Consider the following 13,759-nt stretch of genomic DNA (forward strand, 5'->3'; position numbering starts at 1 on the left):
TCGGAGAAGCTCTTCATGGCCGGAGATCCTGCACGGCAGTGATCTTGGCACTGGTGACCGCCAGGCGCCGGTCGATCGGCCCCATGTCGGACTGTCCGGGCACCAGCCGCATGACGCACGCCGGTCGATCCAGATGCGCGGTCGCACCGGCAGGAACTACGAGTGTCGGGACAGGCGGCTCGACGATCAACGCCACTACGCCGCTGGCCGAACTGGTCGCCCGCACAACCACACGCGTCAGCGCGCGGCGTCCGTCACCGTCGCCCCAGCGAAACCCGACATAGTCACCGACCGCGAACGCCATGTTCCCAGGCAATCCCGAGAGGGTCAGAACCGCGTCGCCATCCGCCGATATCGACTGGCTCCAGGCAACAGCTGCACCGGAGAAGGAACCGCCGCCGGCGCGTGACATGCCGGCAAAGCCGCCAATGAAAGCGAGCGGAAACGGCCGGGCGATATCGCGCGCGAGGAACGTGCGCTGGCTGCCGCGCAAGCGAAGCATGAACGCGCGCCACTCATCTGACCGAAGCGCGCCGATCTTGGCGAGTTGCCACGTCGCAGCCCAGAGCGGGTTGCCGGCGCTGACCGCGCCGATCCGGCCGCCCGCTTCGGGGGAAACGAAGTCGACGCGCTGGAGTTCGAAAGACTGCTGGGCCGCGCTGGCGGTTGGCTGTTCGAGTGGCAACATCAGATATAGCGCCTCGATTTACCGTCGCGGTAGATGGCCAGCACGGTGCCCGGCAGTTCATCCATCATCTGCTGCTGAGCCGCCTCGACGCGCGCCAGCGCGGCACCGTCTGCCCCCGGAGCATAGATCGACGCATCGATGTGGATTGCTGGCGGGTTGTCATTCCCTGCCAGCATGCGCCGGGTTTCCGCCGCCGGCGTGACGCGCGAACCGCGCGGCAGATTGACGATCTCCTTGCCGAACTCGCCGACGATAGATGCGCCGCCCGACGCGTACTCCGTGCCGCTCGCGTACGCGGGCGTCGATCCGCCGGTTCCCTTCAGAAGGGTGGCGACGGAGCCGAGGAACCCACCGGACTCGCTCATTTTGCCGATCTGGCTGATCGTCCACTTCGCCGCGAGGTCCGCGATGGCATCTAGGCCGCGCTGCCTGAAGCTGTCGAAGATCGACCGCGTCCCGCCGCTCATCAAGTTCCGGTACAGGCTGGAGACATTACGCACTCCGTTCTCCTGTACCTGCTGGCGGCGCTCGAACTCCTGGCTCCAGGCGTCCTTTTCGCCTTCGCGGGCGGCGTTCGACGCCTCGAACGGGTCGTCGAAATCACCGAGGACGGTTTTTGCCATCTGCGTCTGGCGCTGCTGCGCTGCCGCCTGCGCTTCCTTGAATGCGGCAAAGCCATAGTCGTCGGCCTGCCCGGCCGTCAGCTTGCCGGCGCCGCGAAGCGCCGCGATCTTCGCTAGCGTGGCGGCGTATTCCTCGCCCGCGGCCCGTGCGGGATCGAACTGCATGACGATCTCTTCGAGGCTGCTGTCGAGTTCCTTGTTGGCCGCCGCCGCCGCCCGCGTCGCCTTTGCCGCGTCGACGTCCGCGGTTTTCTGCGCGGAGGTGCGCGCCCATTCAATATGCCAGTGGCCTTTCTCGGCGAAGATCTTCGTCAGGCGCACGCCCTCGGCCGCAAACGCGTCGCGGATCTTCCTCGCGGTGACGCCAGCTTCGAACTGAATATCGAGCGCGTTGCCGCGCTCGTGCGCGCTCGTGCCGGGCTTCGCGACCGGGTTTTCCTTCGGCCTGCCCTTTGCGATCCATGCATTGTAGAGTTCGGTCTGACGCGCGGTGCTGCGATCGGCGCTGTTGACCTGCAGGCCGGCTGCGCGCGCGATCGCGGACGCCTGTGAGGACGTCACCTCGCGACCGTACTGGCGAGAGGTTTCCTGCGAAGCTTTCTGCTTGTCCTGCTCGACCTTCACCGCTGCAGCACGGTTGCGCTCGATCGTCGCGAGTTCACGGGTCAGCGATGCGTCAACGTCCTGGCCGACCTTGACCCGCGCGCGGGCCGTACTCCGGGCAGCGTCCGCAAGATCATCGTACCGCTTCTTGATCTGCGCCATCGGGTCGGCAGCTCGGCCAGCGGCATCAGTCGCGAGATCGATCCGCGTGCCCATCAGGTTGCGCTTGGCCAGATCGATAGCGGTTTGGTTTGCCTTCAGCTGAGCTTGCAGCCCGGCGACGCGGCCCGACGACTCCGTCAGCGCCAGCGTGCCGAGTTCACCCCTCTGACCAGGCGCCATCGACCGTGTCTTGTCGACGTCCTCCTGCGCGATGGCCTGATCGAGCAGCGCGGCCGTAACCGCACGGATCGCCATCTCGCGCTTCAGGTTCTCTTTCGCGAGAATGTTGGCGCGCTCGGCTGCCGACCGCTCGCCCTTCGCGGCGTCATCCAGCGCGCGCGCCTGCTCGCGGATCGAGATAGCAACGCCGTCGGCCGACCGCGCAAACCGCTCTTTTGCAATGCGGGTGTTATCGGTCTCCTTGGCGTCCTTCTTCAGCCTCTCGATGGCGTCGTCGATGGCGCTGTTCGTGTTGATGATCTTACCGAGCAACGGACCGAGCACGAGCGCTGCGGCCGTCATTGCAAGCCCCCACGGGCCGATCATGAATCGGGCGACGTTGCCCGCCTTGCCCTCCAGGTTGGAGAACTGGCCCGCGACCTGACCGCCCTGGATAGCCGCCACCTGCAACACGTTCGTCCCCATGGAAATTTGGGTGAAGGTGTCCTGCAGCTGGTAGCTCAGCCCCTGCATCGCTTGGCGGGTAGCGCCCGCGGAGTTGGAAAATACCTTGTGCCCGCCAGACACGGCGTCGACTGCTGCCTGCTCTTTTCGCAGTACCGCGACATACTGATCGAGCGACAGCGTGCCGGCGCTGACGAGCGCGCGCGCTTCGCCGATCTCATGGTTGAACCGCTGTTGGGCGGCGAATGCAGGATCGATCGCCGATACCAACGCGCGCGTTCGAGCCTCGAGCTTCTGCTGCTCGGCCTCCAGAGCGATGAACACAGCGGCAGACGAACGGGCCGAGCCTTCATACTGGCCGAACCCGGTACCGTTGGTATCTGCGATCCGCATCTGCACCGCGGTCTGGGGCATGATCGCCGCGATCTTCTCGGCTGCGGTCTGCTGACGCTGGAGCGCCGCTTCGACGTCACGGCCAGCATTCTCATACGACCGCGACCACCGCTTCGCCTGAGCTTCGCTGGCGTCGCCGATCGTCTTGAACGACTTTGCACCGGTATCGCCGATCTCGACCAGATCGGCCTTTACCTGCGCCTTCCCGGACGTGCCGAGGCGGATCGATGCTGGATTGGGCATGCTATTCTCCTTCCTCGGCAAGGCGGTTGACGATCACGGTTTCGACGGCCGGCAGGACATCGGCGAGCAAGTGAAGATCGACGTCGAGCGCCTGACCCATCGTCATGACCGCGCCGAAATCGAGCGCGAACGGCGCGCCGCCTAAACCGACGCGCAGCTGTCGGTCACATCCGGTCAGGACTGACCAGACCGCTTCCTCGGCTTCCGTTTCGGCTTCGTGGAGGACGTAGGGGCATTCCGAACATCGGTCGCCGTCGCCCGCGGAGCAGGTGAGGCGGCAATAATCTGCCCCTGCGTCTCCGCTGTCGAAATGCCATTCGGCGAGGGCGACGATCCTTTTCCCGGCGCGGCGCGCTCACGCTCGGCCTGGACGAACGGGATCACATAGGCTGCGTCGAACGCCTCGAACGCGAGCGGATCAGCAAGCACGATCGCCAAGTTCTCGGCGGTGAACGGCAGCTCGTCAAACTGCGGCAGCCCATCGACCAGCACCGGCTCGTCATGCTCGTCCAGAACAGCGCGGCCGACATCCTTCCAGTCGCGCGCGCCGGCGATGATCAGGGCATGGCTGAGCGCATCGCCCAGGTCCGCCATCTGCTCATCAAGCGACGCGTCTTGATCCGGACCCGAATCCGTGAGGCCGAGCACCTCGATCGCGGCACGGCGTGCGCGGCGCAACATCGGCCGGGTGATCGGATCGAAGAGCACCGTGGCGCCCATCACCGGGCGCCAGAACGGCTCTGGCTGGGGTCTCTGCGCGACAAGCATCAGGCGTAGCTCGGCGTCTTGTTCAGCAGCAGCGCGCGGAACAGCGGCAGCTGCCCCTCGCCAGAGCCGATCCAATCGTACTTCACCTGGATGCCCTTCGGTCCGGACACCTGCTTCTTACGACGGGGAAGGAACACGCGGCCGAACTGCAAGGTTAGGCTGGCCGTCACTGATGCCCAGCGCATCTCCAGCGACACGGGGGTGTTGCTGCTTGCCTTCAGTGGAAGCGCATTGTTGTCGAACGCGATCGTAACACTGCCGCTGGCCATCGGCATACCGGCATCCGCGTCTTCGATTTCGCCGTCTGGCCGGATGGCCTCGATCTTCTCGAGCGAGTTCGAGAAAGACATGTCCGCGGCGACGATGACGCCACCGTGTGCGCCATCGATCGTCACGTCGCCGCTCATCTGCGCCAAGCGGATGACGTCCGCGATGTCAGCGTTCGTCGTGATCGCGCTGGTCGCTGCCGCCACGGTCTCGCCGCGCCCGATCAGGCCAATGGTGGCGTTCAGGAGTCCGCTGCGCTGTGCGGAAAGCTGCATGGTCGATCCGCGCAGTCCATAGTTGGTCGAGAAGCTCGGAACATCGGGGAACGCCAGCTCCGCCGACAAGGAGGGCAGCGCCGCGGCGCCGCTGTCGAACGTATGGAGAAACTGTCCATTGCCGGCGATCGTAACGGGCGCGCCGAGCAGCAGCTTCAGCCAATGGCCGAAGAACAGCTCGTCGACCGCAACGACGACGTTGCCGTCGTTGTTCGTGACATCCGGCGACGGATCGAAGGGGTTGCGACCCTGTCCCAACAGATCGCTTTCGATCAGGCCGCGCTCGGCACCGATATCTGCACTGACGAACGGCATGCGCCGATAGCCAGTGGCAGGTGGCGTTCCGTACGTCGTTTCGAATGCGATATTCATCGCAGCATTGGCACCGCGTGCGCGACCCATAGTCGATCTCCTGTCAGGCGAGGGGGTTAGGCGTCGAGTAGGACGCGATGATCATGATGTCGGCGCCGCGGGGGGGGGCGCCGCCGCCATCGGCGTAGATGTCTTCCGTTCCCGCCGACGTGATATCGAGCCATTGGCACAGGCCGCCGAGGTGCCGGTCTGCGGCAACGGCTACCCCAATCGCGACGAGCATGGCGTCGAGCGCTTCCTCGCTGGAAAGGCCGCGGCCGGCGATTGCCGACACCTCGAGGGGAATGCGGTGCTCGTAATTGTAGCTGAGCGGGCTGAGGTCGACCTCCGCGTCGCCTGGATCGCCAGTCCGAACGACGACCATGCCCGTAGCTGGCACCGTGGCAGGCGGCGCTTCCTTGCCGTCTAGCCCAAGCACCTTCGCGCCTGGCAGTGCGATCTCGATCAGTTGCTTCACGGCGATCAGCACAGCGAGGCGCTTCGACATCACGCGGCGAACCTCCGCTCGAAAGCGGCAACGAAAGCGCTGCCCCACTGATCGGCTGGCTTCTTCAGGTCGAGCAGCTTTGGAAGCCGGACGGTGCGAACGAGCGTGAACATCAGGGTCAACTCCTGCTTGCCGTGGGCCATTCGCCCTTTGCCTGCCTTCCGGAGCGCCCCGCGTTTCGTCACACCGCGGTCACGTGCGAGGAACGCCAGCAGGCGTCCGGCGCGACCCCTCAGGATCACGAACTCCTGATTGAATTCAGCCTGCACTTCGTCGGGCGTCATGCGCTTGGTGGAGGTGGCTCGGCTGCGTCCGCGGGCGCGCGGGACATTCTTGGTTGGAATCCACAGGTACTTACCGCCGGCGACTGGTCGGACCGTGGCGCCGCGTACGAAGCTGTCGATAACGTCGGGAGCATTCGACCAGATGTATCCGGAGGGCGTGATGCTCTCACGCTTCTCGGGGTAGACGCGGTCGCGCCAGGTGTTCGCGAGGCGCTGACCGAGACCGTTCGACGTCACCTGTTCGCGAAGGGACATGACGGTCGGTTTCGAAGTTTCCCGCATAGCCGCGGTCGCGGCCTTCGCTATTCCGCCTTCTACGTCCGACATGAGGGCGGCGAAGTCGGGAACTTCGATGTCGATCTTCATGTCAGACTGGGTTCGCGCCGCAGGTCCAGCCAACACGCTCGAGGTCGAGGACGGGGTCGCCGAACAGCATGAACGGCTCACCCCCGGAGACCTGGCCGTCGACGATCTCGGCGTCGATCACGACGAAGTCACCCGACTGCGGATTGACGACCTCGGACCTGCGCAGTTCGAACAGCGTGCCTGCGTTGTTGATGATGCGGCCCTGGCCGAACCCTGTTTCGCGGTCCGGCGCGCTGCGGACCACGCGGATCTTGACCGGTACGCCGTCGGCCGGCTGGTAGACGGCCGCCGCCGACCCTGGCGCCATGAACAGCGCGTCGAGGGCCATGGCGAACGGGTCGGACACGTCAGGCCTTGGCCGCGGAACGGTGAGCGCGGATTGCGGCGATGATATCGGCCTTCAGGGTGATGCTGGTGAGGTCCACCTCCTCCGTGGCCGCCAGTGCCTTGAGGTCGTCGACGAGCATCGCGTCGAGTCCGTCGCCCTGCGGCTCCCGGTCGTCTTCATGGTCGCCTTCGGCATCCTGAGGTTCGCCCGCGAGCACGCCCGCAAGCACGAGGCGGCTCGCTTCCTTGTTCGAGACGGTCAGCGGACCTTCGAATAGGTGCCTCACCTTGCCGTCCACGATCGTCGGGCCGAGAAGCGTAATCGTCTTCATAGGATCGCTCCGCATAAGGGACGGGCGACGTGTCGCGCACGCCGCCCGTCAGGTTTCACCGGGTAAAAGGGGAGGGAACCCCGGTGGGTTAGGCGGCGATCTGGCCGGTGAGCTTTACGCGTCCCGTCGCATCTGCGGAGGCGGCTGCCTGGGTGAACGCGCCGATCAGCACCGTTCCGCTCGCGTTGGTCGTGACCACGAACGCGGTGTTATCCCAGTATGCCTTGGCGCCCGCGGTGACCGCGCCAGCCGCCTTCGGCAGGTCGAAAACCTCCTCGGTCACACCGACAACCGGGGCGCCCGACGCCGCGGCTGCCGAAGCCACCGCGAAAATGGCACCGACGAGGAATCCCTCGCCGCTGAGGAGCGCGCGCGGGGCGGTGAGGGTGAGGTTCTCACCCTTCTGCACATAGTTCTTCATACTGTGTCTCCCTGTCCGGACTCAGCATCGCCGAGCCGGGACGGTTGGGTTCAGGCCGCGCGCGCCGCGCGGATCGCCGCGACCATCGCGGGCTTGGTGTTGGCGCTGCCGAGGTTGATGCCCTCGTCCGTCGCGAGCGACTTGAGCTCTTCCGCCTTCAGAGCATCCAGCCCGTCGTCCTCGGGCTCGTCGCCTTCGGTCGGGAGATCCTCGGGGTCGCCGTCCAGGCGCCCCGAATCCTTCAGCTGCTCCGCCTCGGTGTCCGAGACGGTGAGCGGCCCCTCGACGGGGTAGCGCACGGCACCGGCGATCACGGCCGGGCCGATTAGGTTCACGATCTTCATCGTCTATCCTTTCGGTTCGGCTCAGTTGCCGGGGTTGCGGTAGAAACCGCGGAAGTCGATCGTCGCCGCACCGACGTCGAGACGTGCCTTCGTCTTGATGCCGTCGACATCGAAGCCGGCCTGGGTCTCGATGAAGACGCCTTCCTGACCTTCGAGGTGCGATAGTTCGATCGTGTCGATCGAGCTGGGATCGGCGATCAGATACCAGCTGTTGTCGGTGATGCGCGGCTCGACGATCAGCTGCAGCTTGCCGGCGAACGGGTTGACGTTGGACGTCTGCTGGGCGGTGACGGTGGTGAGGAACTGCTCGGCCTCCGTCTGCTTGGCAGGGCCCACGACCAGAAACGTCGGGCGAACGGTGATGAAGCCGCCTTCGGCCGACTTCTGCTGTGCCATGGCGGTCCGGCCCGCGGTGACCGATGCCACGGTGATCGCGGCACCGGTGCCGAGGTTGCCATGCTGCGCCGAGAACAGCGCGAAGCCGTCACCCATCGTCGGGTTGCTGATCACGAGACCCCACACGAGATCGCTCTCGAGGTCGCGCGCCTTGAACCCGAACTGCGTCGGGATGCGCGAGAACAGACGCTTGTCGTCGTTGATCAGCGCCTGGCGGGTGATGGCGATGATGCGGCCATAGGTCTGCAGACGATAGCTCATGCCGGTGTCGGACATCGCGCCGTAGGTGAACTCGGCATTCTCGCGGACCAGCAGCAGCGACGGGGCATCGCCCAGGCCGATGATGTTCGTGTCCTTGAAGTCCGGCAGAGTGCCGCGCGACACGATGGGGCCGAAGGTCTGCGGCGCGGACTCGTACGCCGCACGGACGCGCTTGCCTGCCGCGTTCGACAGGGCGTTCGCGAAGTCGCTGGTGGTATGCGCGCCGTAGCGCAAGCCAAGGGCTGCGCCCGCGATCTCCAGCTTGTTGCCGCCGAACACGCCGATGCCGGTGCGCATGCAGTAATCGCGCGCCATCTCCATCATGGTCATGCCGCGGAATTCGCGGGCGGCCGTGGCGTCGGCTTCGGGCACCGTCGCGTTCGGATCGGCGCGGAGGATGACTGCGGCTTCGATGGCGCGGCGATAGCCGTCGTTCTCGGTACCGCTGCGGCCGGCGCGGGCGTCGATGACCGGCAGGGCACGCGACTCGATCAGTCGGTCGGAGATCGCGCGTTCGAAGTCGATCGCGGTCAGTGGCGTGGCTTCGTTGCGAACGATCAGTTCACGCGCGAAGGTGTCGCCGAGATCGGCCGAGCGGCCGCAACGCTCATAGATGACGGTGGCGGTCACCGTCGGCGCGGCGCGGTTTTCGGTGACGGGTGCCGGCGCCGGATCGGCGGCGGGCTGGACGACCGGCGCGGGATCAGCCGCCGGCGCGATCACGGGATCGGGCATTTCATTCTCCGTATTGGGAGCGGCGGCGCCGCGGATGGTGCAGGGGTGATCGCCGCCCTGCGCGGCACTCCGCTGGCGCACTTGCGCCGCGGCATCGAATGGCACCGTCACGAACGAAAGCTCGACCGGCTCCCAGTCCGTGGCGAGCATGTGAGGATATTCACCCTCACGCTCGGTGCGCTGAAACTCGAATACGTTGTAGGACACGCTCAGCGAGCGGATGTGACCATCGATGATCTTGGCGACCGTGTCGGCAACGTCCGGGGTGCGCGCGAGCCGGACGCGGCACAGACCTTCGCCGTTCTCGATACGGACGCTGTCGGGAACGACTGATCCCAGGACACTGCTCAGGCTGTACGTGCTGTGGCTGTCGAGCAGGCATGCCCCTGCGTTGAGGCGACCCAGCCGCACGGCGCTGGCGTCCATCGAAAGCTCTTCGGTGTAGTAGCCGCCGTCGAGCCAGTCGAAGCGCAGGCCGGCCGCGCCGATCGACCAGACGACTTCGATGGAGTTGTCGGCTTCCTGGTAGGACGAGGGCCGAACATCGGCTGCGCGCAGCATCGTCGGAGCGTTGACGGCGCGCGTTTCCAGCGCGGGGGCAGGATCGGGCATCAGCTGGTTCCTTGTGCGGGGGCGGTTTGACCGCCGGCGGCTTGGTTCGCCGTGAACGGGTCGCCCTTGTAATAGAGGCCCTGATCCTGCTGCTTGGTCAGGTCAGCCTTCGTTTCGGCCATGAAGGTGTCGTGATCGATGCCGCGCGAGTTGAGCAGGCTGCGGCGGTTTTCGAGGCCGGCCTGCATCTCGAGGATGTCGGCCTTGGCGTCGCCCTCACGATCGATCGATTTCCGCGGGGGCGGCGTCCACCGCATCTCGTAGGATGGAGCGCGGGTCTTTCCGAACTCGTATGCCGCCTGGCAGAACCAATCCCAGACGCGGTCTAGGAACACGGGGATGATCGTATTGAACTGGCGCTCTTCGTTCGTTGCATCGAACTCCAGCGCGCCGGCACGGTACGACGAGAAGTTGACGTTCGACAGGTCGCCGGTCTGATGCTCATAGGTCACGCCGACACCCGCAGCAGTCGCCAGCAGGTTGGCCTTAAGGGCGTCGTTCAGACCGCCAGCGGGCTTCGGATCGGCGAACTGGACGTCCTCACCGGGGGCCAGCGTCGTCATCGTGCCCGGTTCGAAATATTCAGCGGGCGGCAGGTCGTCGCCGCGCGACTGGATCTGCCCGAATGGCTCGTCGACCCAGTCCGGATTGATCCGCCGGAAGCCGACGAAGCAGGATTCGATCTTGCGGCGGACGAGATCGGCCTCGAGCGCCTCGTCGATGTCGCCGAGCTTCTTTATGACGGACTCGAATACCGAGCGCCCGCGCTTCTGCCCCGCCTCTTCCTGCTCGTAGAGGTGGATCACGTCTTCGGCGGGGACGCGGAACGACGGGCGGCTGCGCCGATAATCGGCTCGGGCTGGCATGAACCAGTAGCCGGTGACGACACCGTCAACGCTGTATTCGATTCCCTCCTCGATGTTCTCGCCGACCTTGGAAGTGTCGAGCAGGCCGCCGTCGAGCACGTCGATGCGCAGCGGGATCACCTTGGCGTCCTTCACGTACCGACGGACAATGAAGCTGTCGCCCTCGCGGAACATCGTTCGCGTAGCGAGTGCCTGCTGCCCGTAGAAGTTCAGCCGCCCGCGATAGTCGCTGACCTTGGTCCAGTCGGTCCACAGCGTTTGCAGCGCCTTCGGCCCCTTGGGCGCGCCGGTGATGCCCCAGCCGATCGTGCCGTTTAGCAGCGCTCGGATTGCCTTGCGTCCGTACGGGTTCTGATACGCAAGCCGCAGCAGTGTTGCGCGATCCACCAGGCGCGCCGGGCGCGCATCGTTGGGGTCGCCCGTGTTCACGCCGAAGTTCGGGTTATCCTCGCGCAGCCGCTTCATGCTGCCGGCGACCCGGCGAACCTGCTCGTACTGAACGCGCGCAAGCGCCCGCTTGGCGGCGTAGCGTGGCGCGATCGCGGCGATGGATCGCTCGATCAGGTCCACTAGCGGCGAATCCTGCCGACGGTCGTACGCCGATGGGGCTGGGTCTGCGACGATGCAGCCGCCAGCTCGGATTTGATGTCCGAGCGCAGGGCGCGCATCTCCGTCAACGAATGGAACTCGGTACTCCGGCCATCGGCGAAGATGACCTTGCGCACGCCGCCTAGGATGGCGGTGTCGAGCTTGTCGAGATCGGACTGCTGGAACGCCATCAGCGCCTCCTGGTCGTAAACGGGTTCGGCTTGCGCGTCGGCGCAGCCTTAGGAGCGGACGTCGCGGCCTTCGCCGCAGGCTTCGCGCCGGCTGGTTTCGCCAAGCGGGAGGCAGGCACGGTCGGCTTCGGCGGCGACACAGGATCGACAGGCTTCACGTTTTCGCCGCGGACTTTCGCCCAGTGCGCGTCCGTCCAGCGATCAACGCCGAGCGAGAATGCCACGGCGCGGGCATAGACCGCGTTGTCGAGCGCCTCGTTTCGGTCTCGCGTCTTGTGCCACTCGCTACGAAATCCGCCGTTTCGCAGCCGGATGATCCGGAGCTCTTCGGCGACCAACTGCTTGATCCATTCATCTGGCGTGCCGTCGGGCAGATAGACGTAGCCGTCAGGGTAGGCCTCGCCGTCGACCGGCTTCTCCAGCTCGAGCAGTCCGAACAGTTCCCGCTTGAGCATCGATGTGCCGATGTTCCACAGCCGGACGCCGCGCTTCATCTTTCGCCCGTTGACCGTTACGTCCTGCCAGCTGGGCGATCCGATGGGCTGGTTCGCTGTGATCGAATGGCGACCCTTGACCGCCATCGCGAACCCTGGGTGACGACGAGCCCAGCTATAGACCTCCATCGTGCTGTCACCGTCGCCGGAGTCGATCGCGACCCGCGCGAGGCGGAGCGATCGTCCGTCTTCAGTGATCCAGTCGCGCGACACCTGCTCGTCGAGTTTCTTCCAGGTCGCCTTGTCCGAGATCGACCCGAAAACCTCGATGCGCTCGACGAACTCACGGCGCCGGCCGGGCCCGAAGGCCCAGATGTCCATATCGATACGACCGCCGCCGCCGCGCTGGACGTCTGCCGCGCCGATCAGCAGTCCGGCTTTCGCCGACGGCGTGCCGAGCTGCATCGACTTCTCCCGGCGATCGTACAGGCGCTGCCATTCTGGCGCCTCGCCGCGCTCCGCCCATGCCTCGCCAAGCACCTGGTTCACCCATGTGCGCAAGAGGTTCGGATCCTTGCGGACCTCCATGAACTCGCGCGCGATCTCCAGCCACGCGGCCCCGGGGTGCTGGCTGTACGCTGCCCAGATATGGAAAGAGCGGTGCCGTGGAAACGCGATCGGATTGTGGGCGCGCCATTCGCCGTTCTCGTCCATCCAAGGCTTTTCCGCCTCGTCGATCTCGCATCCGTTCTCGCACTGATACCAAGCGCGGGTCGGATGCTCCTTCGGTTCCCAGCGGATGCCGGCGCCGGTACCGTCGCCGAACACCAGCGTCTGGGACAGGCCGCAATGCGGGCAAGGGACGTAACGGAATTCCTGGCTGCCCTGTTCGAACAGGGCATCGATCCGACTGAAGCCTTTCACCTTCGGTGTCGAACCGGCAGCGCTGAAGCGCCGCGGCGATGTCAGGTTGCGCTTGAACGCGAGGCGGGCAGGGTCGCCTTCCTCCTTCGTTGCCCAAGGGTAACCGTCGCATTCCTCAAGGAACACGTCGTCCGCGGTGACGCGGCGAAACTCCTTCGGGCTGTTCGCGCCCTTGATCTGGATCCAGCCGCCCTTGTAGCGCTTGGCCCTGATCTGGTTGTCGGCGTGCCGCGGCTTGAACGTCGCGACAGACCGAACGACCGGCCACTGCAGCACAGGGTCGAGATCGTCGCGGCTGAACTTCTCCGCATCGTCGATCGTCGGCTGGTAGATCAGCGTTCGCGCGGGGTCGAACTTGATGCGCCAGGCGACGAAGCACTGCAGGATCGTCGAGTAGCCGATGCGGCTGCTCTTCCTGACCGATAGCTGAGACGTTTCCGGATCGGTGAACGCGTCGGCAATATCGGCCTGAAACGGGAATGGCCGGATGCGCGCGCCGTCGTCCGATCGCGCGTGCTCGGCCATGAACTTCGAAAGGGGCGGACGCTCGCGCGGCCGGCACGCTGCGAGCCAGCCCGCGGCAAGCGTTACACCGTGCGCGCCGGGAGCGCGGTACGGCTCAGGCGCCGCCTTCGTCTTCGGGCTCGCCCTCATCAAAGCCCCCGCCGCGCGCCTCTTCGATCCGGGCCATGCTCAAGTCGGTAAGGACGTTGTTGATCTCGGCGTCGACGCGTGCGCGGAGTTTCGTGTCACCCTTGGCAACCCGGGCACCGACCTGCTGCAGTTGGGCGACGATCATGACGATCACGCCCGCGCCGGCGGCGACCATGTCGGGAAGCGACGCCAGCTCCTTGCGGCGCTCGGCATTGTCCATCGCCTTCGCGTCGGCCTGCTCTTTGGCGAGGCGGGCCTGCTGCTGTTCCTTGTCGAGCGAATCCGGATCGACGTCATCGACGCCGTATTTCATCTGGGCCCAGGCCTCGATGTTCTCGAGCAGCGAGGCCCCGTCAGCAGGCAGGTCGCCCTTCGACCGGAGCTCGCCGATCCACCGGCTGGAGCAGCCGAAGAGCGCGGCGAGCTGCGGCCGGGTCGGCTCATCGAGGTCGATTTGCGCCACTTCCCTGCTCCATTTCGCGAAAGCCGCAGAAAACCGCCGAAAATGGCAAGAGGGAG

Annotated in this window: 16 protein-coding genes; 1 reads left to right on the forward strand and 15 read right to left on the reverse strand. The window is 65.7% G+C overall.

Features of this window, described 5'->3' with window-relative positions; all coding sequences use genetic code 11:
- Positions 1–13: 13 nt before the first annotated feature.
- Both SJY20_RS12385 and SJY20_RS12390 read right to left on the reverse strand, forming a co-directional pair.
- On the reverse strand, positions 14–688 hold the full coding sequence (locus SJY20_RS12385) for a hypothetical protein (RefSeq protein WP_380787231.1): 675 nt from the start codon (positions 686–688) through the stop codon (positions 14–16).
- A complete protein-coding gene (locus SJY20_RS12390) occupies positions 688–3,336 on the reverse strand; it encodes a phage tail length tape measure family protein (RefSeq protein ID WP_380787232.1) in 2,649 nt (882 codons plus the stop codon). The genes SJY20_RS12385 and SJY20_RS12390 overlap by 1 nt, the downstream gene beginning before the upstream one ends.
- Here SJY20_RS12390 and SJY20_RS12395 point away from each other — a divergent pair.
- Positions 3,335–3,481, forward strand: coding sequence for a hypothetical protein (locus tag SJY20_RS12395; RefSeq protein WP_380787233.1), 147 nt, complete (start codon positions 3,335–3,337; stop codon positions 3,479–3,481). The genes SJY20_RS12390 and SJY20_RS12395 overlap by 2 nt on opposite strands.
- Before the next feature lie 29 nt (positions 3,482–3,510).
- On the opposite strand, the gene SJY20_RS12400 is transcribed toward SJY20_RS12395, so the two are convergent.
- The 13 genes from SJY20_RS12400 to SJY20_RS12460 all read right to left on the reverse strand — a co-directional run bounded on the left by SJY20_RS12400 (position 3,511) and on the right by SJY20_RS12460 (position 13,703).
- Entirely contained in the window at positions 3,511–4,104 is a 594-nt protein-coding gene (locus tag SJY20_RS12400; RefSeq protein WP_380787234.1) for a hypothetical protein, read from the reverse strand.
- Positions 4,104–5,048, reverse strand: a complete 945-nt coding sequence (locus SJY20_RS12405) for a phage tail tube protein (RefSeq protein ID WP_380787235.1) — start codon at positions 5,046–5,048, stop codon at positions 4,104–4,106. Before SJY20_RS12405 ends, SJY20_RS12400 begins: the two co-directional genes overlap by 1 nt.
- 13 nt (positions 5,049–5,061) lie before the next feature.
- Positions 5,062–5,505 carry a hypothetical protein gene (locus SJY20_RS12410; protein ID WP_380787236.1) on the reverse strand — a complete coding sequence of 148 codons (444 nt, stop codon included), beginning with the start codon at positions 5,503–5,505 and terminating at the stop codon, positions 5,062–5,064.
- The gene (locus tag SJY20_RS12415; RefSeq protein ID WP_380787237.1) at positions 5,505–6,155 is read right to left on the reverse strand and encodes a DUF6441 family protein; all 651 of its coding nucleotides are present in this window, start codon (positions 6,153–6,155) and stop codon (positions 5,505–5,507) included. The genes SJY20_RS12410 and SJY20_RS12415 overlap by 1 nt, the downstream gene beginning before the upstream one ends.
- 1 nt (position 6,156) lies before the next feature.
- Entirely contained in the window at positions 6,157–6,501 is a 345-nt protein-coding gene (locus SJY20_RS12420) for a hypothetical protein (protein WP_380787238.1), read from the reverse strand.
- A 1-nt stretch (position 6,502) separates the two neighbouring features.
- Positions 6,503–6,814, reverse strand: a complete 312-nt coding sequence (locus tag SJY20_RS12425; protein ID WP_380787239.1) for a hypothetical protein — start codon at positions 6,812–6,814, stop codon at positions 6,503–6,505.
- Between the two features lie 88 nt (positions 6,815–6,902).
- On the reverse strand, positions 6,903–7,235 hold the full coding sequence (locus SJY20_RS12430; RefSeq protein ID WP_380787240.1) for a DUF2190 family protein: 333 nt from the start codon (positions 7,233–7,235) through the stop codon (positions 6,903–6,905).
- Between the two features lie 50 nt (positions 7,236–7,285).
- Entirely contained in the window at positions 7,286–7,579 is a 294-nt protein-coding gene (locus tag SJY20_RS12435) for a hypothetical protein (RefSeq protein ID WP_380787241.1), read from the reverse strand.
- A gap of 21 nt (positions 7,580–7,600) precedes the next feature.
- Entirely contained in the window at positions 7,601–9,583 is a 1,983-nt protein-coding gene (locus tag SJY20_RS12440) for a prohead protease/major capsid protein fusion protein (RefSeq protein WP_380787242.1), read from the reverse strand.
- Positions 9,583–11,019 (reverse strand): phage portal protein, encoded by a 1,437-nt coding sequence (locus SJY20_RS12445; protein ID WP_380787243.1) that lies wholly within the window; start codon positions 11,017–11,019, stop codon positions 9,583–9,585. The genes SJY20_RS12440 and SJY20_RS12445 overlap by 1 nt, the downstream gene beginning before the upstream one ends.
- The gene (locus tag SJY20_RS12450) at positions 11,019–11,228 is read right to left on the reverse strand and encodes a phage head-tail joining protein (protein ID WP_380787244.1); all 210 of its coding nucleotides are present in this window, start codon (positions 11,226–11,228) and stop codon (positions 11,019–11,021) included. Before SJY20_RS12450 ends, SJY20_RS12445 begins: the two co-directional genes overlap by 1 nt.
- Positions 11,228–13,240, reverse strand: coding sequence for a phage terminase large subunit family protein (locus SJY20_RS12455; RefSeq protein ID WP_380787245.1), 2,013 nt, complete (start codon positions 13,238–13,240; stop codon positions 11,228–11,230). Before SJY20_RS12455 ends, SJY20_RS12450 begins: the two co-directional genes overlap by 1 nt.
- Entirely contained in the window at positions 13,206–13,703 is a 498-nt protein-coding gene (locus tag SJY20_RS12460; protein WP_380787246.1) for a terminase, read from the reverse strand. The genes SJY20_RS12455 and SJY20_RS12460 overlap by 35 nt, the downstream gene beginning before the upstream one ends.
- Between the last annotated feature and the right edge of the window lie 56 nt (positions 13,704–13,759).

It is taken from the genome of Sphingomonas sp. R86521, assembly GCF_042466235.1.
Classification (GTDB): domain Bacteria; phylum Pseudomonadota; class Alphaproteobacteria; order Sphingomonadales; family Sphingomonadaceae; genus Sphingomonas.